The sequence below is a fragment of the Sphingomonas sp. Leaf339 genome (assembly GCF_001426195.1).
Classification (GTDB): Bacteria; Pseudomonadota; Alphaproteobacteria; order Sphingomonadales; family Sphingomonadaceae; genus Sphingomonas.
Genome location: NZ_LMRS01000023.1, coordinates 217417 through 244067, shown reverse-complemented (window position 1 = coordinate 244067; position 26651 = coordinate 217417). Strand labels below are relative to the sequence as shown.

Below are 26651 nucleotides of genomic sequence, written 5' to 3'. Positions count from 1 at the left end.
ATTATCGAGCCGTGTAGGACAGCGTTTGTCGACGGACGGGTCTGTCGTCAGCCGCGCCCCTTCAAAAACATGACGATCAGCACGATACAGAACATCGCCATCGCCACCATGCGAGCGATCCATGGCACGATCAGCCATCCGCCGATCGCGCCCACCGCCTTGCCAGCGACACCGCTGTCGACGCCACGGCCGGATCGCGGTGCACCCGCCACCGGATAGCCGCAACGCGGACAGGCCGGGGCCATGTCGGATACGTTTTGCCGACATTCGGGACATGAGATCAACGCCATACCGTCCTACTCCTCTGTCGCGCCACCGGCGGCGGGTTGGATGACGATTTCCACGCGGCGATTGCGCTGGCGACCGTCAGGGTCGTCGCTGCCGTCGGACTTCACATTATCCGCTACCGGCTGGCGCTTGCCCAAGCCCGCCACCGTCGCGTCACGATCGCCGTTACGTTTCAGCCACGCCGCCACCGCCTGCGCCCGCCGCAACGACAGCGGGTCGTTATAGGCATCGGTGCCCTTGCCGTCGGTATGCCCATTCACCTTCACGGGCGCGGTCGGATAGCTGCCCAACAGCTCGGCGGCCTTGCGCAGTGATTGTTCGGCGTCGGGCCGCAAACTGGCCTTGTCGAAATCGAACAGGATGTCGGCTGGCAGGTCGATGACGATCGATCGATCGCCGCCCTGCCGCGCTTTCAGTTCGGACAGCAGGCTTTCGGTCAGGGCCAGCCGGTCAGGCGCCACCTCCGCCGCGCGAAACACGGAAGCGGGCTCCCCGGCGGGGGCAAAGCTGCTTTCCGGCCCGGTCGTGCCGCCCGCGCTATCGGCACCGACGAGCGTCAGCCGGCTCTCCGGTGCATCGACGACGACATGAAAGCTACTGGCCTCGTCCTTCAGGCTGCGCGGCGCCGGCCGGCTGTCGCCGCACCCGGCCAGCATCAGGAGGCCGGCGGCGGCCAACCATGCCTCCGCGCCGATGCTCCGCACCGTGGCGGGCCGCGTCACCGCGCCGTACCGTCCAGCGGGATGACCATCGTCAGGCCCGGCGAAATGATGCTGTTGCCGTCGTTATTGTCGTTCACCACCAGCTTGATCGACTTCGCATCGGGCGCCACTGCACCGAGGAACACCAGCTTGCCGTCCATCGTCTGGCCCCGCGTGATGCGGAGCGACTGGTTGTCCTGTGGCGGTTTCAGCATCAGGCGATCACCATTGGCCGCGAGCAGATACGTGCCGTTGCCGGCCAGTTCGAGGCTGTTCGTGATCGTGCCGCCATAGGAGGCGCTGACATCAAGCGTGGTTGCATCGGTCCCCAGTTCCACGCTCTTCACGCGCAGGGTGACGCCCACCGGCGCGGCGCCCTGCACGTTGACGGCGATCGTACGCGGGTCGGCGGGGATGCTGGCCACGGGGGCGGCGACGCTATCGTTGGTGCGCGTCGGCTGCGCTGGGGCCGCGTCGTTGGCGGCGGGTTGGGACGGAGAAGGGGAAGGGGACGAACATGCCCCCGCCATCACGGCCAGCAGTATGATTGACGTTGTCGAACCAACCTCGCGCATCCATCCACTCCCTTTTTCTGTTCTCGTGACGAACCGGGGGCAAAAGTTTTGGTTCCGTAACGACCTTGCCAAATGGCGGGGCCGACCGAGGTGACGAGACAGGACGCATATCTGCATAACGCGGCGAGCCGATGACAGGCATTCGGGGCGATCCGGTGGCGAAACACGTTCGATCGTTACGGCTGTAACCAGCCCACGCCGAGCGATCAGCCAGCCCGATCCTTTTCCAACAACGCGAACAACCAGTCGTGGAACAGCTTTACCGGTTTCGACTGCAACGCGCGCGGCCGGCACACGAACCAGTGGCTGTACGGGCTCTCCACCTCGATCTCCGGGAACAGCCGGACAAGTCGCGGATCGTTGGCATGTTCGAAGTGGCTGGCGTGCATGAATGCCACGCCCAGCCCCTGCGCCACCGCCTCCAGCATCAGCCCACCCGAATCGAACAGATCGACCGCGAGCGGCTTCAGCGGCCCCAGCCCCGCCGCCATGCTCCACGCCTGCATTGTATCGGGCATTTCCCGGTGGAGCAGCGCCGTGACGTCCGATAGCTGTTCGGGCCGGGTGATCGGCCGCGGTCCCTCTGCCACCGCGCGCGTGCCGATGACGTACACCGAATTCCGGTCGAACCGCTTCGCATACAGCGACGGGTCGATATCCCGCGCCAGCGCGATCACCGCGTCCAGCCCTTCGCCCAATCGCGCGACGCCGTGCCCGGCGGTATCGATATCCAGATGCAGTTCGGGATGCGCCTTACGCAGCGCGCCGAGATGCGGAAACAGCCGTTGTGCCGCGAACAACGGCAACACGCCCAGCCGCAAACGCAACAGTTCCGACCCTGCGCTCATCGCCTCGACCGCGTCGGACAGTTGATCCAGCACCGGCGCGATCTGTCTCAACAGCCGCTCGCCATCCTCGTTCAGCACCATCGCCTGATGCCGCCTGGCGAACAGCGGTCGCGCGATGAAGCGTTCCAGCGACTGGACACGCCGGCTGAGGGCCGGGGCGGACAGCGCCAGCTCCTCGGCCGCGGCCTTGATCGAGCCCAATCGCGCGACCTGAACAAAGGCCTCGATCGATCCTAAAGGTGGCAGCCTGCGCATTGCTCTCCTCGCCGCCCGCACATACGATTGCAGTTAGCGCAACCATGAATCGTCTTTTCGCACTTGCAACATAACCCGGCTGGCGACAAAAGGAACTCGCCTTTCAGGCATCCTCTCCTAAAAACTTATTCGGGCTGGCGCATCTGTGCTGGCCCTTTTTTTGTCCGTCGTCATTTCGACCCCGTTTTTGACGGCGCCCGGTCGCATGCCCCCTCGCACCACCGGAACCGGCTTCCTACTTCTCACGCTTGCCGTCCAAGAGGAAGCCCATGGCCGATACCGACATCCCTTCGCGCAAGATTCAGGTGGCGAACAGCCGGCCCGAGGATTCAGGCCGGGGCCTCGCCCATCTGCCGCGCACGTTGATGGCCGCGCTCGGCATCGGTGAAGGCGACGTGATCGAGATCGTCGGCAAGCAATCCACCCCCGCCCGCGCCGTTGGCCCGTATCCTGAGGACGAGGGCCTCGACATCCTGCGGATCGACGGGCTTCAGCGCGCCAATGCCGGCGTCGGCTCGGGCGATGTCGTCGAGGTGCGCCGTGCCGAGTCGAAGCCCGCCACCCGCGTCGTCTTTGCGCCCGCGCAGCAGAATCTGCGCCTGCAAGGCTCTGCCAACGCGCTGAAGCGCACCTTCATCGGCCGCCCCTTCTGCCAGGGTGACGTCGTGGCCACCGCCGGGCACCAGCGCGTGTCCGACATGCCACCGACGGTGCAGCGCTTCATGAACGCGCCCGCCTATGCGTTGCAGGAGATCCGCCTTCAGGTCGTCTCCGCCAGCCCCAAGGGCGTCGTCCATATCGACGAGAATACCGAGATCGAGCTGCGCCCCGAGTACGAGGAGCCGCAAGCGGCACGGCGTGCCGACGTCACCTATGACGATATCGGCGGCATGGCGCAGACGATCGATGGCCTGCGCGAAATGGTCGAGCTGCCGCTCCGTTACCCGGAACTGTTTCAGCGGCTCGGCGTCGATCCGCCCAAGGGCGTGCTGCTGCATGGCCCGCCCGGCACCGGCAAGACCCGCCTCGCCCGCGCGGTCGCCAACGAATCGGACGCGCAGTTCTTCCTTATCAACGGTCCCGAAATCATGGGCTCCGCTTATGGCGAGTCCGAGTCGCGTCTGCGTGACATCTTCGAGGAAGCGACAAAGGCTGCCCCCTCGATCGTGTTCATCGACGAGATCGATTCGATCGCACCCAAGCGCGGTCAGGTGCAGGGTGAGGCAGAAAAGCGCCTCGTCGCGCAGTTGCTGACCTTGATGGACGGCCTCGAATCGCGCGCCAATATCGTCGTCATCGCCGCCACCAACCGGCCCGAGGCGATCGACGAGGCGTTGCGCCGTCCCGGCCGCTTCGACCGTGAGATCGTCGTCGGCGTGCCGGACGAGCGTGGTCGTCGCGAAATCCTCGGCATCCACACCCGTGGCATGCCGCTCGGCGATCATGTCGATCTCACCGAGCTGGCGCGCACGACCTACGGCTTCGTCGGCGCCGATCTTGCCGCGTTGGCGCGGGAAGCGGCGATCGAGGCGGTGCGCCGAATCATGCCGAAGCTGAACCTGGAAGAGCGCACCATCCCGCCCGAGGTGCTCGACACGCTGTCGGTCACGCGCGAGGATTTCCTCGGCGCGCTGAAACGCGTCCAGCCGAGCGCGATGCGCGAGGTGATGGTCGAGGCCCCACGCGTCCGCTGGGAAGATGTCGGCGGCCTCGACGCCGCGCAGGAACGGCTGAAGGAGGGTGTCGAACTCCCTCTGAAGAATCCCGACGCGTTCCGCCGCCTGGGTATCCGCCCGGCCAAGGGGTTCCTGCTGTATGGTCCGCCCGGCACCGGCAAGACGTTGCTGGCCAAGGCCGTCGCGCGTGAGGCGCAGGCGAATTTCATCGCCACCAAATCATCCGACCTGCTGTCGAAATGGTATGGCGAAAGCGAACAGCAGATCGCCCGCCTGTTCCAGCGTGCGCGTCAGGTTGCGCCGACGGTGATCTTCATCGACGAGCTCGACAGCCTGGTTCCCGCGCGCGGGTCCGGCGCCGGCGAGCCGCAGGTGACGGAGCGGGTGGTGAACACCATCCTTGCCGAGATGGACGGGCTGGAGGAGTTGCAATCGGTCGTCGTCATCGGCGCGACCAACCGGCCCAACCTCGTCGATCCGGCGCTACTCCGGCCGGGCCGCTTTGACGAGCTGGTCTATGTCGGCGTTCCCAGCGCCACTGGCCGTCGCCGCATCCTCGATATCCAGACGGCCAAGATGCCGCTGGCGTCCGATGTCGACCTCGACGAGGTCGCGCGCCGCACCGATCGCTTCACCGGCGCCGATCTGGAGGACGTGACGCGCCGCGCCGGTCTCGCCGCGCTGCGTCGGTCGATCACCAGCACCGACGTGACGATGGCCGATTTCGAGCACGCCCTCACCGATTCGCGCGCCAGCGTGACACCGGAAATGGAGCGCGACTACGAACAGATGGCCAGCCGCCTGAAACAGGACGCCGCCTCGATCCAGCCGATCGGCTTCGCGTTTCCCAGCCGGCCGGCGACGACAGACTGACGATACGCCCTCTCCCCGTCATTCCCGCAAAGGTGGGAATGACGGGGGGATCAGCCGGAACGCGCCCTACCCATCACTCCGCGCCCACCGATACGATCGGTCCACCCCCGCCACTGCGACTTCGTACCGCTCATACCAGTCTGCTCACCCGGCATCGCGGATGACGGCATGAACCGGGTGCTGGCGCCATGCCACCGCCGCCGTTTCATCCGCCCACCAACTGACGGTGATGCCAAATCCGTCCGCCCCGCGCGCGCTGTCGACGCCGCAATAGCCGGGCTGGTCGGCGGCCAGCGCCTCCATCGCGACGGCCGCTGCGCCATAGGCGTCGTCATTCCCCTCGCGCCGTTGCGAGAGGAAGACGACCGCCACCTGTCCCGTCCGATCCGTCATACGCGGACGGCCATCTCCTATTGCTTCGTCGCCGTAAACTGCGCGGTCGATCCGGTGCGCTTGCTCTCGTTGCTATAAGTGAGCGTTCGGCCGTCCGGTTTCACCGTCACCGTCGTGACGCTCACCACCTTGCCGTCGCGCATCATCGTGGACACGAAGGAGGATGGGCCGTTCCGCGCGAACTTCACCATCGATTTGCCCGGATCATTGGCCATGGCCATTGCCGGCCCACCGAACCGTGCCGTCACGCTCTCGCCGGTCGGATAGGTCATGGTCAGATTGTCGCCCTCGGTCTTCATCGTCACCATCAGACCCGAGTCGGACACCGTCCCACCACTCTTGCCGCGCCAGCTACCGGAAATTGCATGCGCATCGGCGGCAGCGGGGGCCAGGCGGGTCTGCTGCGTTTCATAGGTGACGGGCGTGCCGTTTCCGGCGCTGCTATCCTCGCCCTTCATGGTCACCATCGTCTTGTCGGGCGATACCGTCCAGATTTCGTCGCCATTGACCTTGCCGGCCTTGCGGTAGGAAAACTTCACCGTCATCGGGTCAATCACCGTCACCGATACGTCGTCGGTATAGGGATCGCCCTTGATCGGGTGGAACGCGCCGTCCGCCGCGATCGTCCACGGCTCGGGGCAAGATACGCAACTATATTTGCCGCTTTTCAGCGTGCGGACCATCGGCTTGCCGCCGAACTGGGCGGTGCTGGTATCGGCCTTCCAGGTCCCGTCGAACACGCTCTGCGCGGTCGCGGGCGTGGCCGCAAACAGGACTGCGGCAAATGGCGCCGCGATCAAGAACAAGGCTTTCATCATCGTCTCCTCCTGTCATCTACAGGGAAGCGCGCCGCACTTATGTATCGCGCGGCCGTCTCCCGCTTGGGGAAACACGACACGCCGACAACGCGCGTTCCCTAAACGGGGACGTAAGCGACGGTCGATCGATGATATGACGTCGCGATCGTTGCGCCAAGCGGCGGATTGACCCGATCCGGCGCTCTCGTCCCATCGCGGGAATGAACCCGATGGCTTGCAACACGTTCGGCACTTGTGCGACGGAAGGGGGAGACCCTCGCCGTTCGTGTGGGGACCACGATCGACAGGATTTCGATGGCTAGTTCGACCTCTGCCGCCCGCCGGGTGCGCCGCCCCGCCGGGATATCGTCACCGGCACAGATGTTTTTTCAGGGCTTCCTGAAACATCCCGTGATGGTCGGCTCTATCATTCCGTCCTCGGACAAGCTGATTCGCAAGATGCTGTCCCGAGTCGATTGGGATTCCTGCAAACTTTTTGTGGAGTACGGCCCCGGCGTCGGCACCTTCTGCCGCCCGATCCTGGAACGGATGGCGCCCGACGCCACGCTGATCGCGATCGACACCAACACCGATTTCATCCGCTATCTGGATGCGACGATCGTCGATCCGCGTTTCCAGGCGGTCGAGGGATCGGCCGCCGACGTGGCGCAGATCATCGCCGATCGTGGTTTCGCGCATGCCGATTACGTGCTGTCGGGCCTGCCGTTCTCGACTCTGCCACCCGGCGTCGGCCCCGCGATCGCCGCCGCCACCCACGCGTCGCTGCGTGTCGGCGGCGCGTTCCTGGTCTATCAGTTCAGCCCGAAGGTGAAGGACTTCCTCGACCCGCATTGGGATCGCATCGATCACGATATGGAATGGTGGAACGTCCCTCCCGCCCAACTCTACTGGGCGTGGAAGGAATAATACCGGATTTTCGGTATACGAACGTCGTCATTGCGAGCGTACCGAAGCAACCCAGAGTTCTGCGTGTTGCCCTGGATTGCTGCGCTGCGCTCGCAACGACAACACCTTGGGTGCACCTGATCGTCATCAATCGCCTCGTTAGATAAACGATCGGCGATTAATCGACCTGACGTCATTGGACGTCGTAATCCACAAGGACGGGCCGCCATCACGGCCGGCCCGCCCCGTTTCACATCACTTCTTGCCGGCGCGCTGCTTGCGGGCGGCGTAGCGCGCATCGCGCGCTGCCTTCATCTCGGCTTCGGTCGGCATCGTCGGGATATAGGGCTTCGCTGCCTCGGCAGCCGCGGCAGCCGCTTCCGCTGCAGCAGCGGCGGCTTCGGCCGCGCGTGCCTTCTTGTCGGCGATCTCCTGCTCGCGCGCCGCCTTCTTCTCGGCGCTCAGGCGCGCCTTTTCCTCTTCGCGGGCCGCCGCGGCCGCACGCCGCTCCGCCAGTTCCGCCTCGTCGACGGGCGGCTTCGCGCGCAGTTTGTCCAGCGCAGCCTGCTTGGCCTTGGCGGAGAGCGCGTTACGCTCCTGAAAACTCTGTTCCTTGAAGGCAGCCATAGAGACGAATTGATCCTGTCGTTGGTCGGGAATCGCGACACCCACCCATGGGCACCGTTCACCATCGCACGCCCGATAGGGCAAAACGCCGGTTTCTACAAAATATCCGGGCTTGCGCCGGGTTTTCAGGCGTCGCGGCACCATAACCGATCGACGGCGGCCGATGGTTCCACCCCCAAACCGGCCATCGACGAACAAGGATGCTCGCCTCCTGCTGCCCCCCGCTGTATCGGCGCCTGATGACACCCAGAGAATTGCTCGGCACCGCGCAGATACCCGGCGGCGACGAACTGCGCCTGTTCCGGCGCGGCGGCGATTTCATGATCGTGCTCGACCGCAACGAATTGATGAGCAGCCGGATGAGCGGTTCAGAGGAAGCGCTCGCGGTCATGACCTGCGACCGCCTGCGCGGCCGCCCCGCCCCGCATCTGCTGATCGGCGGGTACGGCATGGGCTTCACACTGCGTGCCGGCCTGGCCGCGCTCGGTCCCGATGCCCGCGTGACGGTGGCCGAACTGGTGCCGGAGATCATCGAATGGGCGCGCGGCCCGATGGCGGCGCTGACGGCGAACGGCCTCGACGACCGTCGCGTCGATCTGGTCGGCGGCGATGTGGCCGATGTCATCGCCACTGGCCGCGGCCGGTACGACGCCATCCTGCTCGATGTCGACAACGGCCCCGACGGCCTCGTCCGTGTCGCCAACGACCGTCTCTATTCGATGCGCGGCCTGGCCACCGCCCGTGCCGCGCTCAAACCCGGCGGCGTCCTCGCCGTCTGGTCCGCCGGCACCGACCCCGCCTTCACCCGCCGCCTGCACGCCGCCGGTTTCGACACCGATGAAGTCAGCGTGAAGGCGCGCAGCAACGGCAAGGGTCCCAGCCACGTCATCTGGTTTGCCACGCCGCGTTGAACAGCCTATTCGTCGATCCCGAAATTCAGCCCCCGCGACACGCTGGGATCGACGACCGCCAGCGTCAGGTACGCGCCGAACTGCTTCACCCGCTGCCACCAACCCGTCCGCGCCTTGTACACCTCCCAGGTGATCGCCTCCGACTGTGCGATCTCGCCATCCACATATCCCCGGACATGGTCGGCAAAAGCACGGTCTTCGATCCGCAGCATCAGTTCCAGATTGATGAACAGGCTGCGCATGTCGAAATTGGCCGATCCGACATGCACCGCATCGTCGACGACATACAATTTGGTGTGCAGCTTGGTCTGCGCGAACTCGAACATCTGCACGCCCCGTCGCAGCAACCCGGCATAGGTGAAACGCGCCGCCGCGATCGTGGCGTTGTTGTCCGATTTCGCCGCCGTCACGATCCGCACCCGCTTGCTTGCCCGGCCTGCCCGCTCGATTCGCCGCAACAGCAACGGACTCGGCGTGAAGTATCCCGCGATCATGTCGATGCACCGCCCCCGAGCCATGTCATCGCGCAGCGTTCGCGCCCAGGGCGACAGCTTGCGCGTCGGCCCGCCGATCAGCCAGCGGAGCGGTCCCTCGGTCTCGCTGTATTTCGCCAACGCCTTGTTCAGGGGCCTGATCTTTGGATTGGGATGCTCGATCGCCGCCCTCAGCTCATCGAAATACGCCGCCATCCGCGCCGCCGCCGGCCCCTCGACTAGCAGACCGAGATCGCGCCATGCCTGCTCCGCTGCCGTTCCGAAATAATCATCCTCGACATTGAAGCCGCCGATGATGATTCGCGGCGCATCCTCCGCATCCGCCAGCGCCAGCTTCTGATGGTTACGCAGCAGATACCGCCGCCCGAACTTCGCGGCGAAGCGGCACATATCCACCCCTGCCTCGCGCAGCGGATCGAAGAACGCGTCATCGGTATCGTCGCTGCCGAACCCGTCGATGACGAGCGCCACATCGACCCCGCGCCGCGCCGCCGCCGCCAGCGCCTCGTTCACGCGCCGGCCCGCCCCGTCATCGGCATAGATATAATACAGTACCCGCAGCGTCCGCTGCGCGCCCTCGATCAGCGCCACCAACGCATCCAGCCGCCGCGGCCCGGTGTCCAGCAGGGTCAGCCGATTGCCGTCCACCGTGAATACCGGCTGCTCGGGCGGCGGCGTGTTAATATTGGGAGACGGGGCGCGCTGATTGACCGATGCCATCCCCTCATTACGCGCAAGAGCGCCGAGTTGATCCATGTTCCTCGTGCCGGCGCAGTCGCTGGCGCCGCGCCCCGCCAACCTTGATTTTGGCGGCCCGGTCTGCTAGCCGCCACGGCTCTCCCTATTTCCCGGGTATTTGAAGGACACGGCATGGCGCGCGTCACCGTCGAGGATTGCGTCGACAAGGTTTCCAATCGCTTCGACCTGGTGCTGTTCGCGGCCCAGCGGGCACGTCAGATTTCCGGCGGCGCCGATCTGACGCTCGACCGCGATCGCGACAAGAATCCGGTCGTCGCTCTGCGTGAGATCGCCGAGGAGCGCGTGCGCCCCGACCATCTCGAAGAATCGGTCATCTCGTCGCTGCAGAAGGTGCAGATCGACGACGATGACGAGGTCGATGCCGTCGGCTCGCTGTCCGGTGCGGCAGAGGCGCTGCGCCTCACCGCCGCCGCCCCGCCGCGCAACCAGAATCTGGGTGCCGACTACGACGGCTGATCCGCTACGCTGCCCGGCAGCGTGACGATCCGATCGAAAAAGAGCCGCGACGGCGACGTCGCGGCTCTTTTCGTTTGTCATTTACTCTCCCGACGGGAGGGTGAGGGCGCTTTATGCCTCGTCGTCCGCCCCCGCATCCGGCGTCGCCACCCGCCCCTTGAACCCCTGCGCGATCACATACCATTCGGACGAATCCTTGCGGCTCGCCGGCGGCTTGGCATGCTTCACCGCAGTGAAATTGCGCTTCAGGGTCGCGACCAGATCATTGTCCGCCCCGCCCGCCAGCACCTTGGCGACGAACGCCCCACCCGGCCGCAAGATGTCGCAGGCGAAATCCACCCCCGCCTCGACCAGCCCCATCGTGCGCAGATGGTCGGTCTGCGGATGCCCGACGGTGTTCGCCGCCATGTCCGACAGCACCAGATCCGCCTGCCCGCCCAGCGCCTCTTCCAGCAGGCGCGGCGCGCTGTCGTCCATGAAATCCAGCTGCATGATCGTCACGCCGTCGATCGGATCGACCGGCAACAGGTCGATCCCGACGATGCTCGCCGCCGGCACCTGCCGCCGCACCACCTGCGACCAGCCGCCCGGCGCGATGCCCAGATCCAGTACGCGGCGCACGCCCTTCAACAGGCCGAATCGCTCGTCCAGTTCGATCAGCTTGTACGCCGCCCGGCTGCGATAGCCCTCCGCCTTGGCCCGGCGGACATACGGGTCGTTCAACTGCCGCTCCAGCCAGCGCTGCGACGCCGCGGTCCGGCCACGCGCCGTCTTCACCCGTGTCCGGCCGCCCGATCCACCCCTGCTCACAGTCTGTTCTCACCCATCAACCGGCGTAATATGCCCTCGCGAATACCGCGATCGGCGATGCCGAGCCGTTCGGCAGGCCACAAGTCCATGATCGTTTCCAGAATCGCACAGCCCGCCACCACCAGATCGGCCCGCTCCGCGCCGATACACGCGACCTGCGCACGCTGCGCGATCGATTTGCCCGACAAGGATCGGCTGATATCGCGCATCGCCGATGTCGGCGCGATCAGGCCGTCGACCATCGACCGGTCGTAATGGCTCAGCCCCAGATGCACGCTGCCCAGCGTCGTCACCGTGCCGCTGGTCCCCAGCAATCGCGGCCGATCGACCCGTGGCAGCCGCGCTGCGAACCCCGCCATGCTCTCCGCCGCCAGCGCCCGCATCCGCGCATAGACATCGGCCAGCGATGCGGCCCCCCCGTCCCCGCTGCCGGCCACGCTCTCGGTCAGCGACACGACGCCCCACGGCGCCGAATGCCAGTCGAGCACGCGCGGTTGCGGCCCGGCGGTGTCGACCAGCACCAGTTCGGTGGATCCGCCGCCGATATCGAACACCAGCGCCGGGTCGCTCCCCGGCTCGATCAGCGCGTGACAGCCCAGCACCGCCAGCCGCGCCTCTTCCTCGGCGGTGATGATGTCCAGCCGGATGCCGGTTTCCGCATGCGCCCGTTCAATGAACGCGGCGCCGTTCGTCGCGCGCCGGCACGCCTCGGTCGCCACCGAACGCGCCAGCACGACGTTGCGCCGCTTCAGCTTGTCCGCACAGACGCGCAGCGCCGCCAGCGTGCGCTCGATCGCCGCATCGCTCAGCTGCCCGCTCGCTGCCACGCCCTCGCCCAGCCGGACGATCCGCGAGAACGCATCGACCACCGCAAAGCTCGCGCCCTGTGGCCGGGCGATCAACAGCCGGCAGTTGTTGGTGCCAAGGTCCAGCGCGGCATAGGCCTGCGCATCTGACCAACGACCGCGTGGCGGCCGGGTCGGCGCCGGACGGGCAGGACGGTCCTGCCGGTACGGCTGTCGGGTGGAAACGTCCCCCATCGCCGTGGTACTTTCTTTAATGTTCTGCCGTCGCGGGCCAGACCCGCTCGGTGCTTGGCATCAACGTAGCGATACCCGTCCCCCACCACAAGCCGAGCGTTGACAGGCCGCGCGACCCCGCCTAGATGCGCCGGCCTGTTGCCCCGTCGTCTAAAGGTAAGACTACGGACTCTGACTCCGTTAATTGAGGTTCGAATCCTCACGGGGCATCCAGCTTTCGGTCCGCCGGCGTCGAACGCCAAGGCAGATCGGTCGATCCCACATCGCCGTATCAGCGCCCTCTTAACCGAGGAGCAAAAAATGCTGCACCGCAAACAGCCTTAAACCGGTCTTAACCATAGTCGCGGATAACCGGGGCATGGATCGCACCGCCCCACCCGCCACCTTCGCCGATTCGGGATCGTCCGTCGTGGCGGCGTACTCCGGCATTGCCACGTTCACCGCCGGCCTCGCCCGCCGGTTGCCCGTCAACGCCGGCACGCTGGCCACGATGCGGATCGACGAGGCGCGGGGCCTCGCGTCGATCATGGTCGTCGCCTTTCATGCCATCGGTTCGGAATCGCTGGTCCATTCGTCCTGGGCCTATCTGGCGCAAAGCCTGACGTTCGTGCGGATGCCGCTGTTCATCGCGATCACCGGCTATCTCTATGGCCTGCGCCGCGGGCATCGGCCGCTGACCTTTAACGGCTGGAGCAAGCGCACCGGCCGGCTGTTGCCGCCGTTCCTGCTCGGCACGCTGGTCTGCTGGACGATCAGCCTGCACAAGGGACACCCGTTCGAGATCGTGAACGGCCTGCTCTTCGGCGCTTGGCACCTCTGGTATCTGCAGGCGCTGGCCATGATCCTGCTGGCGGTGTGGGCGATGGACAAATGGTTGCAGCCGTCGAACGAACGCCTGTGGATGGTGGCCGGCATGGCCTTCGCCGTCGCCGCGACAGGTGTGTTCAGCGGCATCGCGCAACTGTCGGTCGCCAAGGCCGCGTATCTGTTGCCGCATTTCCTGGTCGGCGCGGCGATCGGCGCGTCACCGGGCCTGCTGGAACGCCGGCGCAACCGGATCGCAATCTATGCGGCCGGCGCGTTCGGCCTGACCGCGCATCAGGCGTCGCTGCTCGGTATCGGTCCTGAATGGGCCAAGACCTCGCTGGTCGCCGCCACGATCGGCGTCGCCACTTTCACGCTGGTCCGCACCAGCATGCCCGCCAGCCCGGTGCTGCGCCGCATCGGCGCTTATTCGCTGCCGATTTTCCTGTGGCATCTGCCGGTCGCCTCGGTGTTGAGCGCGCTGCTGCTCCACCGATTCGGCACGGAGCCGCATATCGCGGTGGTCGCCAAGGTGGCGTTCGGCATCGCCATCCCCATCGCCGCCGCCATCGCCTGCGCCCGCCTCGCGCCGCAAATGTTGATCTTCGTCGGTCGGCGCGCGACCAGCCCGCCGCCGGAACCGGTGGCGAAAACCCGCTGCCCGGCCCCGGCGCTCAAAGCCGCGCTGGCCTGACCGCCCCTTACTTGACGGCGGCGATCGCCTTGGTCGCCAGTTCGCCCGTCCAGTCGAGATCGCCTACCGTGCGCAACACCTCATGCCCGGTCGAATCGTACAGGATGCTGGTCGGCAGGTTGCTGGCCACCGCCGGCACCCACGCCATCTTGGGATCGGTATAGGCCTTCAGCGTCTTGAAGTTGCGCGTCGCGAAGAACGGCGCGACCTTCGCCGGGTCCATGTCCTGGCTCAGCGTCACGACATGCAATCGCCCCGCCTCGCGCGTCGCCAGCGCGTCCAGCGTCGGCAGTTCCTTCACGCACGGCCCGCACCATGTCGCCCATAGGTTCAGCAGCACGGGCTTGCCGCGATAATCGGCCAGCGTCACGCTTTTGCCTGCGGGATCGAGAAAGGCGAGCGTCGGCGCCGCATCGCCGGCATGGCTGCGATCGAACGATCCGCCCGCGGCGGCACCGGCGGGCGCGGACGGGGCGACCTCGTCCGCGCTGACCGCATCGGCGGGGTTCGCGGCAGAGTTGGAGGATGCGGCGGCATTGCCTTGCCCCCCGTCGCCTGACGGCTTATCGCCGCACGCGGCCAGCAGGCCTGCAAGCAGGACCGGAACGATCAACGAACGCATGAAAACCTCCAATGCCATGTGGGGCGGCCGCTTTGCAGAGGGCCCGTCGGCGGTGATGCGTGAGATTAACGCATCCCTGCCATTCGACAAGCGTATGTGGCGTCAGGATATTGCCGGGTCGAAAGCCCATGTCGCGATGCTCGGCGCACGCGACATCGTGTCGCCGGCCGACGCCGCGACGATTGCCGCCGGGCTCGACCGGGTGGCCGCCGATTACGAGGCGAACGGCGTCCCCGACGATCTGGCGCTCGAGGACATCCACATGCTGACCGAGGCCCGGCTGGCCGATGCGATCGGCCCGGTCGCCGGCCGGCTGCACACCGCCCGCTCGCGCAACGATCAGGTCGCGACCGATTTCCGCCTCTGGGTGCGCGACGCGATCGACCAGGTGCTGGCCGCCCTCGCCGGTTTCCAGACCGCATTGCTGGTCCGGGCGGAGGAACATGCCGACAGCGTGATGCCCGGCTTCACCCACCTGCAATCCGCGCAGCCCGTTACGCTTGGCCATCACCTGTTGGCGTATCACGAGATGATCGCCCGCGACGTCAGCCGTTTCGCCGATGCGCGCACCCGCCTGAACCGGTGTCCGCTCGGCTCCGCCGCGCTGGCGGGCACCGGCTTCCCGATCGATCGCGAGGCGACCGCCGCCGCACTCGGCTTCGACGGCCCGACGCGCAATTCGCTCGACGGCGTCAGCGACCGTGATTTCGCGCTCGATTACCTGACCGCCGCCACGCAGTGCGCGTTGCACCTGTCGCGGCTGGCGGAGGAATTCGTGCTCTGGGCGTCGCAGCCGTTCGGCTTCGTCGCGCTGTCCGACCAATGGTCGACCGGCAGCTCGATCATGCCGCAGAAGCGCAATCCCGACGCCGCCGAACTGGTGCGCGGTCATGCTGGCCGGATCATGGGCGCCATGACGTCGCTGATGGTGACGATGAAGGGCCTGCCGCTCGCCTATTCCAAGGACATGCAGGACGACAAGCCGCCGGTGTTCGAGGCGCACGACCTGCTCGGCCTCTGCCTCGCCGCGATGACCGGCATGGTGGAAAGCGCCACGTTCCGCACGACGCGGATGCGCCAGGTCGCCGAAGCCGGTTTCTCCACCGCCACCGATCTGGCCGACTGGCTGGTGCGTGAGGCGGGGTTGCCGTTCCGCGAGGCGCATCACGTCACCGGCCGCGCGGTGAAGCGCGCCGAGGACCTCGGCATCGGTCTCGACGCGCTGTCGCTCGACGAACTCACCGCGATCGACGCGCGCATCGACGCATCGGTCTATGATGTGCTGTCGGTCGACGCCTCGGTAGCCAGCCGCACCAGCTTCGGCGGCACCGCCCCCGCTAATGTCCGCGCGGCGATCCGCGCAGCGAGGAATATCTGATGCGCGGTAGCCTCCTTCTGCTCCCCCTGCTGTTAGCCGGCTGTGGCTCGGCCGCCGGCCTGAAGCCGCCCGAAGGTGGCACGCTGCCCGTCGCCCCGCTCGGCGCGAGCGCCACGCCGACGCCGCAACAATTGCTGACCCCCACTACCCAGCAACGGCCACAGCGCAGTGACGAGCTGCTCCGCAGTTCAGAAGAGCGTCGTTCCGACGAATTCGATCTGCCGCCCCGCTGATGAATCATTTCGACCACAAGGACGGCGTGCTGCACGTCGAAGACGTCGCCATCCCCGCCATCGCGGCGGCGGTCGGCACCCCCGTCTACATCTATTCTGCCGCGACCCTGCGTCGGCACGCGCGCGTGTTCCGCGACGGGCTCGCCGGCGTACCGCGCAAGCATCTGGCCTATGCGATCAAGGCCAATCCTAACCTCGCCGTCCTGCGCGTGCTGGCCGACGAGGGATATGGCGCCGATGTCGTCTCGGTCGGCGAGATGCGCCGCGCGCTCGCCGCCGGGATGCCGCCCGCCGACATCGTCTTTTCCGGCGTCGGCAAGACGAAGGCCGAACTCGCCGCCGCGCTCGACGCCGGCATCGGCCAGTTCAATCTTGAACTGGAGGAGGAAGGCGTCGTCCTCGCCGCCCTCGCCGCCAAACGCGGCATCCGCGCCCCCGCTACCCTGCGCGTCAACCCGGATGTCGATGCCGGCACCCACGCCAAGATCTCGACCGGCCGCAAGGAAAACAAGTTCGGCGTGCCGATCGATCAGGCGGCGGCGATGTTCGACCGGCTGGCGCCGCTGCCCGGCCTGAACCTGCGCGGCATCGCGATCCATATCGGCAGCCAGTTGTTCGATCTTGCGCCGCTGGAGGCCGCGTACACCCGCGTTGGCGAACTCGTCGCCGAACTGCGCGCCGCCGGTCACACCATCTCCCATGTCGATCTCGGCGGCGGGCTCGGCGTGCCGTACAAGGCGGGCGACATGCCCCCCAGCCCGGCCGATTACGGCGCGATGGTCGCCCGCGTCACCGCCGATTGGGACGCCGAACTGATGTTCGAACCCGGCCGCGTGATCGCTGGCAACGCTGGCGTGCTGTTGACCGAAGTCATCTGGGTGAAGCCCGGCGTGGTCCACCCCTATGTCATCGTCGATGCCGCGATGAACGACCTCGCCCGCGTGGCGCTGTACGATGCGTATCACGATTTCGTCGCGGTGCAGCCGACCGGCGATCGGATGACCGCCAACATCGCCGGCCCGGTGTGCGAGAGCGGTGACACCTTCGCGATGGGCCGCGACATCGACCATGTCGTGTCGGGCGACCTCGCGGTGTTCCGCACCGCCGGCGCGTACGGCGCGACGATGGCCTCCACCTATAACAGCCGGCCGCTGGTGCCCGAGGTGCTGGTCGATGGCGACCGGTTCGCCGTGGTCGCCGATCGCGTCGCCGCCGAAACGCTGATCGCCGCCGAGCGCGTGCCCGACTGGCTGAACGAGGCACGTCAGGGATGAGCCTGCACAGCCTGCCGCTGTTCATGCGGCTGGCCGGGCGGCCCGTGATCCTGCTGGGCGAGGGCGAATCGGCGGATGCCAAGCGCCGCCTGCTCGAACGTGCCGGTGCGATCGTCGGTGGCGAGGACACCGCCGCCCCCCTCGCCATCGTCGCGATCGATGACGATGACGTGGCGCTGGCCGCCGTCGCCCGGCTGAAGGGGCGCGGCATTCTCGTCAATGCGGTCGACCGCCCCGATCATTGCGACTTCACCCTGCCCGCCATCGTCGATCGCGATCCGGTGCTGGTCGCGATCGGCACCGGCGGCGTCTCCGCCGGCCTCGCCGCCGCGCTGCGCCAGCGGCTGGAGGCGCTGCTCCCCGCCTCGCTCGGCAGTCTCGCCGATGCGATGCACGCCGCCCGCACCGCGATGCGCGATCGCTTCCCTGACGGTGGCGAACGCCGCCGCGCCATCGGCGCCGCCTTCGCCCCGGGCGGCCCGCTAGATCCACTGGACGATCACCGGAACGCCGACGTCATGGCCGCCCTCGCCGCCGCCGGCGCAAGCCGGCTGGAACGCATCGCGCTCACCTCCCCCGATCCGGACGACCTGACGCTGCGTCAGGCCCGCCTGCTCGCCAACGCCGACCGCGTCTTTCACGCCGCCGACGTGCCGCCCGCAATCCTCGACCGCGCCCGCGCCGACGCCGCCCGCATCGCCGGCCCGCCACACGACGCACCGGGCCTGTCGGTCTGGCTGGAGATGGCGTGATGGACGCCTATTGCTATCGCATCGCCGGCGGTGACGGCAGCCGTATCGATCCGGCTGAGGCGCTGGCCGACCGCTGCGACCTGGTCTGGATACACCTCGCCCAGATCGATCAGGAAACGCAGGACTGGCTACGCGGCCCCGCCGGCCTCGACGACTATATCGTCGACGCCCTCACCGCGACCGAGACGCGCCCCCGGTGCGAGGCGTTCGGCGACGGCGCCTTCCTCAACCTGCGTGGCCGGTCGAAGGAGGAACCCGACAGTTCCGATCTCCTCGCCTCGGTCCGCATCTGGGCGGTCAAGGGCCGCGTCTTCTCCGTCACCCGCAAGCCGCTGATCGCGGTCGGCGCGGTGAAGCAAGAGGTGACGGCGGGGCGCATCCGCGATCCCGGCGACCTCATCACCGGCTTCGCCACCGCGATCACCACCGATCTCGACCCCGACGTCGCCGATCTCGGCGACCAGCTCGACGATTGCGAGGAACAACTCGACGCCAACCGCGTGTTCGAATTGCGCCGCAACGTCAGCCGGGTCCGCGTCGCCGCCATCGCCTATCGCCGCTTCCTCAGCCCACAACGCAGCGCGCTGGAGAAACTGGCGGCCTTGCCTGGCGATTGGCTGGGCGACGACGACCGCTTGCACATCGCCGCCGCCGCCGATCGCGCCGCGCGCATGGCGGAGGAACTGGAATCGATCCGCGAGCGGTCCGCGCTGATGCACGAGACCCTGTCCGATCTGCGCGCCGAACAGATCGACGGGCGCACGCTCATCATCTCGATCGTCGCGATGGTCTTCCTGCCGCTGACCTTCATCACCGGCCTGTACGGCATGAACGTCGCCCACCTGCCCTATGCGCAGGAACCATGGGCGTTCGACGCGATCATGGGCGTCTGCACCACGATCGCGGTCGGCGTGGTGCTATATTTCGTCCGCCGCCACTGGTTTACTCACTGACCTGATTCGGTCGCCACCCGCGCCAGCGGCGCGAAGCGCGCCACCTGCCGGCCGATCAGCCGCAATTGTTCGACCACCGCCGGATCGCTCGCCCCGCCCTCGTCGTCGAACCGCGTCACCTGCGTGTTGATCGCCGCCGCAAACGGCGTCGGCCAGCCGCGCAGCGCATGGACGATCGAGCGCAGCGCCGCGATCGTCGATCCCGTCGCCTGCCAGCCATAGGCGGTCGCGATCAGGCCCACCGGCATGTCCGCCAGATACGGCCGCTCGTCCTTCGCCGTCTCCTCCAGCAGGTCGAGAGCGTTCTTCACCACCCCCGAAATGGACCCGTGATACCCCGGACTGGCGATGATGACCGCCGACGCGCCCCGCACCGCATCGACGAACGCGCGCTCGTCCGGCGTCCGCGTCGTCGCGCGCGGATCGTACAGCGGCAGCCGCGCCATGTCGGCCCCGCCGAACATTCGGGTCGCGAAACCCTGTTGCGCCGCCGCCTCCAGCGCGATGCACAGCGCCCGCTCGGTCGATGATACCGCACCGATCGTCCCGCCGATCCCCACCACCAGCGGCCGTCCGCCGACCGAAACCGCAGCGCCTGAAACATTGATGTCGTTCATCCGTCCCTCTTCCACCGCCTTGATCCAAAAGAACAGGGGGCTCGCATCGGCATTCGCATCCCGGTATGACGGGATCGTTGCGCGAGGTGTTTTAGGCACGTATAACAGCGCTCGTGTCCTGGAACTCACCGATGCGCCCCGACCCCTTCGATCCCGATCGCCCCCGGCCCCGGACCGATCATGATACCGAACGCCCCTACACCTATGCCGGCGTCGATCCGTGGCGTGACCGATTCGAACCCGATCCGCCGCAACCCCGATCCTATCGCTGGATCGGCCGCTGGCTGGTGCGCGGATTCGCCGCCGGCATCGTCCTGCTCGTCATCGCCATCGCGTGGCTGGCGATCACCGCGCCGCTGTCGCGCTCGCTGAAGCCGCCGACGCCGCCGTCGATTACGCTGACCGCCGACAACGGCACGCCGATCGCCCGGCGCGGCGCGATCATCGGCACGCCGGTCGATGCCGCCACCCTGCCACCGCATGTGCGCGAGGCGTTCATGGCGATCGAGGACCGGCGCTTCTATTCGCACTGGGGCATCGATCCGCGCGGCATCGCTCGCGCCGCATGGGCCAATCTCGGCTCGGGCGGCGTCCGTCAGGGCGGCAGCACGATCACGCAACAGTTGGCCAAGAACGCCTTCCTCGATTCGGATCGCACCGCCACGCGCAAGCTGCGCGAGGCGATGATCGCGTTCTGGCTGGAGGCATGGCTGACGAAGGACGAGATTTTCTCGCGCTATCTGTCGAACGTCTATTTCGGCGACAACGTCTATGGAATCTCCGCCGCCGCGAAGCATTATTTCGGCCGCACGCCGCAAACGTTGAGCGTCGGTCAGGCGGCGATGCTCGCCGGGCTGGTCAAGGCGCCTTCCCGCCTCGCCCCCACCGTCAACCTGAAGGGCGCCCGCGCGCGTCAGGCCGTCGTCGTTGCCGCGATGGAGGATGCCGGCTTCCTGACCAAGCGAGAGGCGGATGCCGTGCAACCACAGCGCGTGCTGGCCTCCCGGCCGCAGCAATTGCCGAGCGGCACCTATTTTGCCGACTGGGTCCTGCCCCAGGCCCGCGACCGTGCCGGCGAGGTGAAGACCGAGGCGACCGTCCGCACAACCCTCGATCCCCGTCTTCAGAATGCCGCCGAACGCGCGATCCGCGGCGCCGGCCTGCGTCAGGCACAGTCGGCGCTGGTCGCGATGCATCCCGATGGCCGCGTCGTCGCGATGGTCGGCGGTCGCGATTACGGCAAGAGCCCGTTCAACCGCGCGACCCAAGCCCGCCGTCAGCCGGGATCGACGTTCAAGCTGTTCGTCTATCTCGCCGCGCTGCGCGCCGGCATGACGCCGGACACCGTGATGGACGATTCGCCGGTCGAGATCGCCGGCTGGAAACCGCGCAACGACGACAATCGCTATCTGGGGCCGATCACGCTGCGCCGCGCCTTCGCCCGTTCGTCCAACGTCGTCGCCGCGCGGCTGACGCAGGAGGTCGGCGTGCGCAACGTCATACAGGCCGCGCGCGATCTCGGCATCTCCACCCCGATCGCCAACGAGGCGACGATCGGCCTCGGCACGTCAGAGGTATCGCTGATCGAACTGACCGCCGCCTATGCCGCGATCGCCAACGGCCGCTATCCGGTGCAGCCGCGCGGCGTTGACGAGGTCGCCGACCGTAGCTGGTATGCCTCGCTGGCGGGGCGCAGCCGGGCGTTGCCGGAAAATGTCCGCGCCCAGATGCTGCAACTCCTGTCCTCCTCGATCCGCGGCACGGGTCGCGAAGCGGTGCTCAGCATCGATGCCTGGGGCAAGACCGGCACCTCGCAGGACAGCCGCGACGCGTGGTTCATCGGCTTTGCCGGCGATCTGGTCGTCGGCGTGTGGGTTGGCAACGACAACAACAGCCCCAATCCCGGCCTCCACGGCGGCGGCGTGCCGGCGCGCATCTGGCGCGATTTCATGCAGAATGCGCTCGGCGTTGCCCCGCCCGTCGTGGCCGAACCGGAACCCGTCTTCGACGGCAACGCGGTAGAGGGGATCGGTAACGATCTCGGCGACATCGGCGCCGATGCGCTCGACGCCGCCGCCGGCCAGTTGGAGGGGCTCGGCCTCGAAATCCGGCAGGGTGACGACGGCTCGATCTCCGTCGGCCCCCGCCGCGACCGAGATCGTGATCGTGATCGCGACCCCGGGCCCCCACCCCGCGACGACCGTCGCCCCCCGGACGAACCACAGGACGAGTTCTGACGATCTTTCCCTCTCCCACCGGGAGAGGGAGGGAGGCGCCAAGCGCTATAAGGGTTAGGGGCGGCGCTCAAAACGATCGCCTATGTCCTACACACCAAACCGCTGATACGCCTCAACCCATCGCTCTTTCCCAGCACCGGCCCGGTATAATTCCGCCCACGCACGCCCCCGCACGCGAGCGCAGGTGTGACTTTAGCGACTTTCCGCTGCTTTCACGTCAGCAACATTGACGTGGCGGGCACATCTTTCCACAGCGCCCGGCATGCGCTTCTTTTCCGACAACGCCGCCCCCGTCCATCCGCGCGTCTTCGCTGCCCTGGCCGAGGTCGATCAGCTCGACACCGCCTATGATGGCGATCGCTGGTCCAAACAGCTCGATGGCCGCCTGTCCGACCTGTTCGAGACGGAGGTGCGCGCATTATGGGTGCCGACCGGCACGGCGGCGAACTGTCTGGCGCTCGCGGCGCTGTGCCCGCCCTATGGCGGCGTAATCTGCCACCGCGACGCGCATATCCAGAACGACGAGGGCGGCGCCCCCGAATTCTACACCCACGGCGCCAAGCTGATGCTGGCCGACGGCGACGGCGCCAAGCTGACCCCGACGGGCATCGCCACCGTCGCCGATGCGATCGCCGACGACGTCCACCGCGTCCAGCCGCACGCCGTCTCGATCACCAACGCCACCGAATACGGCTTGGTCTATCGACCGGACGAGGTCGCCGCGATCGGCGATCTCTGCCGCACCCGCGGCTGGCGCTTCCACATGGACGGCGCCCGCTTCGCCAACGCGGTCGCCAGCGCCGGCTGTTCGGCCGCCGACGTCACATGGCGCGCCGGGGTCGAGGCGCTATCATTCGGCTTCGTCAAGAACGGCGGGATGAGTGCCGAGGCGCTGATCTTCTTCGACACCAGCCTCACCGCCGCAACGCTGCGCCGTCGCAAGCGCGCCGGGTTGCTGCTGTCGAAGGGCCGCTACCTCGCCGCGCAGATCCTGGCGATGACCGACGACGACCTGTGGCTCGACAACGGCCACGCCGCCAATGCCGGCGCCACGTTGCTCGCCGACGCCGCCGGCGGCCGGCTCGTCCATCCGGTCGAGGCGAACGAAGTGTTCCTGCGCGTCACGCCCGACGAGGCGGCCGCACTCCGGGCGAAGGGGTTTGACTTTTACGACTGGGGCCCGGGCGAGGCGCGGCTCGTGATCTCGTGGAACCAGCGCGCGGATGCCATCCGTCCGCTCGCCGATGCGATCCGGACGTTGTGAGCGCCACGCCCAACGGCGATTTCGCCGGCACGGCTCCGCAATCGACCCGCGCCTCGATCCTGATCCCGTTCGGGATCGTGACGCTGATCTGGGGATCGACCTGGATCGTCATCCGCGACCAGATCAGCGTCGTGCCGCCCAGTTGGTCGGTAACCTATCGCTTCCTCGTCGCCGCCATCGCGATGGGCATCTGGGCGCTGGTCCGCCGCGACAGTTTCCGCTTCGATGCCCGCGGCCTTGCGTTCGCCGCGGCGCTGGGCGTGCTGCAATTCTCGCTCAACTTCAACTTCGTCTACCGGGCGGAGGGGTTCATTACCTCCGGCCTCGTCGCCGTCACCTTTGCGATGCTGCTGGTGCCCAACGCGATATTGGCTCGCGTCTTCCTGGGCCAGAAGATGGGCCGACAACTGGTATTGGGTTCCGCCGTCGCAATGGCCGGGATCGCTCTCCTGTTCCTGCACGAGGCGCGATCCGATCCGCTGGGGCCGACCGCCTCGCTGGTCGGGATCGGCTGGACGCTGGCGGCGATCCTGTCCGCCTCCACCGCCAACGTGATGCAGGCGAGCGCCACCGCCAAACGCTATCCGATGGCATCGACGCTGACGATCGCGATGCTGGTCGGCGCCGCGCTCGATGCCGGGGCGGCGTGGTGGCTGGCGGGACCGCCGGTGTTCGAGGCGCGCTGGGGTTATGTCGCCGGCATCCTTTATCTGGGGCTGTTCGCCTCCGCCCTCGCCTTTCCGCTGTATTTTCAGGTGCTGCGGGTGATCGGCCCGGCCAAGGCGGCCTATTCCAGCGTCATCGTGCCCGTCATCGCCATGCTGTTGTCGACGATGTTCGAGGGTTATCGCTGGTCGACGCTGGCGGCGGGCGGCGCCGCACTGACCGGGCTGGGCCTTGTCATCGCGCTCAGCGCCCGCAGGCCCAACCGGTAATCGGGCCAGCGCGGCGTCCAGCCCAGCACCCGCTTCGCCTTGCCGTTCGCCACCCGCCGGTTCTCGGCATAGAAACCGCGCGCCATCGGTGACAGGTCGTCTAGCGATACGAGCGGCGGCGGCGCGCAGTCGATCAGTCGAGCGGCAAACGTCACCACATCGTTCGCCGAACACGGGCAATCGTCGGCCAGATTATATGCCCCCGCCGGCCCGTCGAACCCGGCCATGACCCCGGAGACGATATCATCGACATGCACCCGGCTGAACACCTGCCCGGCCACATCGACCCGGTGCGCCTCGCCGGCCCGGACCCGGTCGAGCGGTGACCGGCCTGGGCCATAGATGCCGGGCAACCGGAAAACCCGCGCGCCGATCGCCAGCCAGTCCGCATCCGCCTGCGCCCGTGCCGCCCGCCGGCCACCGCCGGTCGCCGCCGTCTCGTCGATCCACGCCCCGTCCGCATCGCCGTACACGCCGGTCGACGACAGATATCCCAACCAAGCCCTGCTCCGGGCCAGTACTGACCCGTACTGGATCAGTACCGGATCGCTCTCCGCCACCGGCGGCACCGACGACAGGATGTGCGTCGCCGCCGCGATCTCTGCCAGCACCGCCTCGCGGTCGTCGAACCGCAGCGTGCCGTCGCGACCGTCGCGCGTCGTACCAACCACATGCCAGCCCTCGCCGGCCAGCCGCTCGCCCAACCTGCCCGCGCTATAGCCGAGCCCGAAGATCAGCATCCTGCTCATCAGCGCGCCATCGCCCCCTTGTAGAGCGTGCCGAAATAATCGCCCTTGTTCCACACCGGCCGTTCGGCACCATCGGCGATATCGCGCGCGATGCGATAGTTCACATCGACGAAGCGGACGCCCTGATCCCACATGATCGGCAGGGCCAGGTCGTCGCAGGGGCGGTGGTAGCAGGTCGACAGGAAGCCCTCGACCGCCGCCTTGCCCGGCCCCTTCTGCCCCGGCCACAGGAAGACCGAGGGAATGCCCTGTTGCACGAACCGGAAATGGTCGGACCGGACGAAGAACCCCTGTTCCGGGTTGGGATCGGGCGACATCGTTGTCCCCGCTGTCGCTGCCGCCCGCGCCACGATCGGCCCCAGCGTCGATCGATCCGCGCCGAACACGATCATGTCCTCGAACGGATAGAGCAGCATCGGCATGTCGAGGTTCACGTCGGCGACGATCGCGCTTTTGGGCACGGTGGGATGGTGCGCGAAGTAATCCGCTCCGACCAGGCCCTTCTCCTCCGCCGTCACGGCCAGGAACATGACCGTGCGGCGCGGCGGCTTGCCGCTGGCGGTAAAGCGCTTGGCCTCCTCGATCAGGCTGGCGATGCCAATCGCATTGTCGAGTGCACCGTTGTTGATCGCATCGCCGTTCACCGGTCGCCCGACACCGATATGGTCGAGATGCGCGGACAGGACGACCACTTCCTTGCCGACCACCGGATCGCTGCCCGGCACGATGCCGACGACGTTGCTGCTCGGCATCGGCGTGAAGCTGGTGTGAAGCGCGACGGTGAGCGTTCCCGGCAGCGACACGGCCTTCAACCGTGGTTCGGCACGGGCGGCCTCGGCGACGACATTGGCCCATGACGTGCCGGCGCCGGCGAACATTCGCGTGGCGGCCGTCGGTGAAAGCGTGCCGAGCAGCGGCGTCTTCGGCGTACCCGTATTGGCGAAGCCGGCCGGCGTCGCCCAGTTGGTGCGGCCGCGGTCATAGGAATCCGCCATCCGCGTCATGCCGTCTGCGGTCGTGGACGGTGCGGCCAGTTCGATGGCACCAACCGCACCATGCGCGGCTGCGATCCGCAGCTTGGTATCGGTCGACCCGAAAAACGCACGCTCCTCGCCGGCGAAGCGACTGGGCGCGCCGCGGAAGAAAGCGACGATGCGGCCACGCACATCGCCGCCCTTATAGCTGTCATGCGCATATTGCGGCGCGTCGATGCCATCGCCGACGAACACCACGGGTGCCGAGACGATGGTCTCCGCGCGCGCCGGGTCGGGGGCGGGTATGACATCGGTGCCAAACGCCAGCGTCCGCGGTTCACCGCCCCGCGGCGTCCATACGAAGCTGCCCTTGTCCGCCGCCTTGTACTCCACGAGCGGCACCTGTTGCAGATAGCCGCCGGCATCGCCCGCCGGTCGCAGGCCCGCGGCATAGAATTGCGCGGCGACATATTGCGCAGCGATGTCATATTCGGCGCTGCCCGCCTCGCGCCCCTTCATCGCGTCGGACGCCAGGAGCATCACATGCGCCTTCATCGCTGCCTGATCGGCGGGCAACGGCGCATTCAGTCGGGCATTCGTCGTCGCCGCATTCGGCTTGACCGGTACCGTGACGGGCAAAGCCGTCTGGGCGATCAGGGCGGTGGACGACGCCAACGCCACCAGCGCGGCCGGGAAACGATACATCGACAAGGTCATTGATTCTCCGGGCGCTGCTATCACGACGCACCCAACGCG

Annotated in this window: 27 protein-coding genes and 1 tRNA gene; 14 read left to right on the top strand and 14 right to left on the bottom strand. The window is 67.3% G+C overall.

All coding sequences use genetic code 11. The features are described from left to right. Positions 1-47: 47 nt before the first annotated feature. The 4 genes from ASG67_RS11400 to ASG67_RS11380 form a co-directional block, all read right to left on the bottom strand. On the bottom strand, positions 48-245 hold the full coding sequence (locus ASG67_RS11400; protein WP_056529969.1) for a hypothetical protein: 198 nt from the start codon (positions 243-245) through the stop codon (positions 48-50). Positions 246-296: 51 nt separating this feature from the next. Further along, a complete protein-coding gene (locus ASG67_RS11395; protein WP_056529966.1) occupies positions 297-1010 on the bottom strand; it encodes an OmpA family protein in 714 nt (237 codons plus the stop codon). After that, on the bottom strand, positions 1007-1564 hold the full coding sequence (locus ASG67_RS11390; protein WP_156460772.1) for a hypothetical protein: 558 nt from the start codon (positions 1562-1564) through the stop codon (positions 1007-1009). The genes ASG67_RS11395 and ASG67_RS11390 overlap by 4 nt, the downstream gene beginning before the upstream one ends. A 206-nt stretch (positions 1565-1770) precedes the next feature. Beyond that, the gene (locus tag ASG67_RS11380; RefSeq protein WP_056529957.1) at positions 1771-2667 is read right to left on the bottom strand and encodes a LysR substrate-binding domain-containing protein; all 897 of its coding nucleotides are present in this window, start codon (positions 2665-2667) and stop codon (positions 1771-1773) included. 269 nt (positions 2668-2936) lie between these two features. On the opposite strand from ASG67_RS11380, the gene ASG67_RS11375 reads away from it, so the two are divergent. After that, the gene (locus ASG67_RS11375) at positions 2937-5216 is read left to right on the top strand and encodes a CDC48 family AAA ATPase (RefSeq protein WP_056529954.1); all 2280 of its coding nucleotides are present in this window, start codon (positions 2937-2939) and stop codon (positions 5214-5216) included. A 144-nt stretch (positions 5217-5360) separates the two neighbouring features. On the opposite strand, the gene ASG67_RS11370 is transcribed toward ASG67_RS11375, so the two are convergent. Next, positions 5361-5609, bottom strand: a complete 249-nt coding sequence (locus ASG67_RS11370) for an antibiotic biosynthesis monooxygenase family protein (RefSeq protein WP_156460771.1) — start codon at positions 5607-5609, stop codon at positions 5361-5363. A gap of 17 nt (positions 5610-5626) precedes the next feature. After that, complete coding sequence (locus tag ASG67_RS11365; RefSeq protein ID WP_056529950.1) at positions 5627-6424, bottom strand: hypothetical protein; 798 nt, start codon at positions 6422-6424, stop codon at positions 5627-5629. A gap of 297 nt (positions 6425-6721) precedes the next feature. Between ASG67_RS11365 and ASG67_RS11360 the strand changes: the two genes are divergently transcribed. After that, positions 6722-7333, top strand: coding sequence for a class I SAM-dependent methyltransferase (locus ASG67_RS11360; RefSeq protein WP_056529947.1), 612 nt, complete (start codon positions 6722-6724; stop codon positions 7331-7333). Positions 7334-7567: 234 nt separating this feature from the next. Here ASG67_RS11360 and ASG67_RS11355 read toward each other — a convergent pair whose 3' ends face one another. After that, positions 7568-7939, bottom strand: coding sequence for a DUF6481 family protein (locus ASG67_RS11355; RefSeq protein WP_056530568.1), 372 nt, complete (start codon positions 7937-7939; stop codon positions 7568-7570). 239 nt (positions 7940-8178) lie between these two features. On the opposite strand from ASG67_RS11355, the gene ASG67_RS11350 reads away from it, so the two are divergent. Beyond that, the gene (locus tag ASG67_RS11350) at positions 8179-8850 is read left to right on the top strand and encodes a spermidine synthase (RefSeq protein ID WP_056530565.1); all 672 of its coding nucleotides are present in this window, start codon (positions 8179-8181) and stop codon (positions 8848-8850) included. A gap of 5 nt (positions 8851-8855) precedes the next feature. On the opposite strand, the gene ASG67_RS11345 is transcribed toward ASG67_RS11350, so the two are convergent. Further along, positions 8856-10064 (bottom strand): phospholipase D-like domain-containing protein, encoded by a 1209-nt coding sequence (locus tag ASG67_RS11345; protein ID WP_056529944.1) that lies wholly within the window; start codon positions 10062-10064, stop codon positions 8856-8858. 150 nt (positions 10065-10214) lie between these two features. Here ASG67_RS11345 and rpoZ point away from each other — a divergent pair, with 150 nt between their 5' ends. Further along, positions 10215-10559, top strand: coding sequence for a DNA-directed RNA polymerase subunit omega (rpoZ, locus tag ASG67_RS11340; protein WP_056529942.1), 345 nt, complete (start codon positions 10215-10217; stop codon positions 10557-10559). 111 nt (positions 10560-10670) lie between these two features. On the opposite strand, the gene ASG67_RS11335 is transcribed toward rpoZ, so the two are convergent. Both ASG67_RS11335 and ASG67_RS11330 read right to left on the bottom strand, forming a co-directional pair. Then, on the bottom strand, positions 10671-11369 hold the full coding sequence (locus tag ASG67_RS11335; protein WP_056529939.1) for an RlmE family RNA methyltransferase: 699 nt from the start codon (positions 11367-11369) through the stop codon (positions 10671-10673). After that, complete coding sequence (locus ASG67_RS11330) at positions 11366-12409, bottom strand: Ppx/GppA phosphatase family protein (RefSeq protein ID WP_056529936.1); 1044 nt, start codon at positions 12407-12409, stop codon at positions 11366-11368. Before ASG67_RS11330 ends, ASG67_RS11335 begins: the two co-directional genes overlap by 4 nt. Positions 12410-12548: 139 nt before the next feature. Here ASG67_RS11330 and ASG67_RS11325 point away from each other — a divergent pair. Next, positions 12549-12622 (top strand) — tRNA-Gln (locus ASG67_RS11325). Between the two features lie 145 nt (positions 12623-12767). After that, on the top strand, positions 12768-13907 hold the full coding sequence (locus ASG67_RS11320) for an acyltransferase family protein (RefSeq protein WP_056529932.1): 1140 nt from the start codon (positions 12768-12770) through the stop codon (positions 13905-13907). 7 nt (positions 13908-13914) lie between these two features. Here the strand turns inward: ASG67_RS11320 and ASG67_RS11315 are convergent, their stop codons facing one another. Beyond that, the gene (locus tag ASG67_RS11315; RefSeq protein ID WP_056529929.1) at positions 13915-14529 is read right to left on the bottom strand and encodes a TlpA family protein disulfide reductase; all 615 of its coding nucleotides are present in this window, start codon (positions 14527-14529) and stop codon (positions 13915-13917) included. A 16-nt stretch (positions 14530-14545) separates the two neighbouring features. Here ASG67_RS11315 and argH point away from each other — a divergent pair, with 16 nt between their 5' ends. The 5 genes from argH to ASG67_RS11290 are packed head-to-tail and all read left to right on the top strand — an operon-like array spanning position 14546 to position 19119. After that, the gene (argH, locus tag ASG67_RS11310) at positions 14546-15907 is read left to right on the top strand and encodes an argininosuccinate lyase (protein WP_200940790.1); all 1362 of its coding nucleotides are present in this window, start codon (positions 14546-14548) and stop codon (positions 15905-15907) included. Further along, positions 15907-16140 carry a hypothetical protein gene (locus ASG67_RS11305; protein WP_056529923.1) on the top strand — a complete coding sequence of 78 codons (234 nt, stop codon included), beginning with the start codon at positions 15907-15909 and terminating at the stop codon, positions 16138-16140. Before argH ends, ASG67_RS11305 begins: the two co-directional genes overlap by 1 nt. Continuing rightward, positions 16140-17414 carry a diaminopimelate decarboxylase gene (lysA, locus tag ASG67_RS11300; RefSeq protein ID WP_056529919.1) on the top strand — a complete coding sequence of 425 codons (1275 nt, stop codon included), beginning with the start codon at positions 16140-16142 and terminating at the stop codon, positions 17412-17414. The genes ASG67_RS11305 and lysA overlap by 1 nt, the downstream gene beginning before the upstream one ends. Beyond that, on the top strand, positions 17411-18166 hold the full coding sequence (locus ASG67_RS11295) for a bifunctional precorrin-2 dehydrogenase/sirohydrochlorin ferrochelatase (RefSeq protein ID WP_056529916.1): 756 nt from the start codon (positions 17411-17413) through the stop codon (positions 18164-18166). Before lysA ends, ASG67_RS11295 begins: the two co-directional genes overlap by 4 nt. Continuing rightward, on the top strand, positions 18166-19119 hold the full coding sequence (locus ASG67_RS11290) for a zinc transporter ZntB (protein ID WP_056529913.1): 954 nt from the start codon (positions 18166-18168) through the stop codon (positions 19117-19119). The genes ASG67_RS11295 and ASG67_RS11290 overlap by 1 nt, the downstream gene beginning before the upstream one ends. Here the strand turns inward: ASG67_RS11290 and ASG67_RS11285 are convergent. Further along, positions 19113-19736 (bottom strand): NADPH-dependent FMN reductase, encoded by a 624-nt coding sequence (locus tag ASG67_RS11285; RefSeq protein WP_056529910.1) that lies wholly within the window; start codon positions 19734-19736, stop codon positions 19113-19115. The two genes, ASG67_RS11290 and ASG67_RS11285, sit on opposite strands and share 7 nt — an antisense overlap. Positions 19737-19867: 131 nt before the next feature. Here ASG67_RS11285 and ASG67_RS11280 point away from each other — a divergent pair, with 131 nt between their 5' ends. The 3 genes from ASG67_RS11280 (at position 19868) to ASG67_RS11270 (ending at position 24172) form a co-directional block, all read left to right on the top strand. Beyond that, positions 19868-21973 (top strand): transglycosylase domain-containing protein, encoded by a 2106-nt coding sequence (locus tag ASG67_RS11280; RefSeq protein WP_056529907.1) that lies wholly within the window; start codon positions 19868-19870, stop codon positions 21971-21973. A 262-nt stretch (positions 21974-22235) separates the two neighbouring features. Next, complete coding sequence (locus ASG67_RS11275; protein ID WP_056529904.1) at positions 22236-23237, top strand: threonine aldolase family protein; 1002 nt, start codon at positions 22236-22238, stop codon at positions 23235-23237. Continuing rightward, the gene (locus ASG67_RS11270; protein WP_056529901.1) at positions 23234-24172 is read left to right on the top strand and encodes a DMT family transporter; all 939 of its coding nucleotides are present in this window, start codon (positions 23234-23236) and stop codon (positions 24170-24172) included. Before ASG67_RS11275 ends, ASG67_RS11270 begins: the two co-directional genes overlap by 4 nt. Here the strand turns inward: ASG67_RS11270 and ASG67_RS11265 are convergent. Then, a complete protein-coding gene (locus ASG67_RS11265; protein WP_056529898.1) occupies positions 24082-24921 on the bottom strand; it encodes a hypothetical protein in 840 nt (279 codons plus the stop codon). The genes ASG67_RS11270 and ASG67_RS11265 overlap by 91 nt on opposite strands. Next, positions 24921-26600, bottom strand: a complete 1680-nt coding sequence (locus ASG67_RS11260; RefSeq protein ID WP_056530561.1) for a M28 family peptidase — start codon at positions 26598-26600, stop codon at positions 24921-24923. Before ASG67_RS11260 ends, ASG67_RS11265 begins: the two co-directional genes overlap by 1 nt. Between the last annotated feature and the right edge of the window lie 51 nt (positions 26601-26651).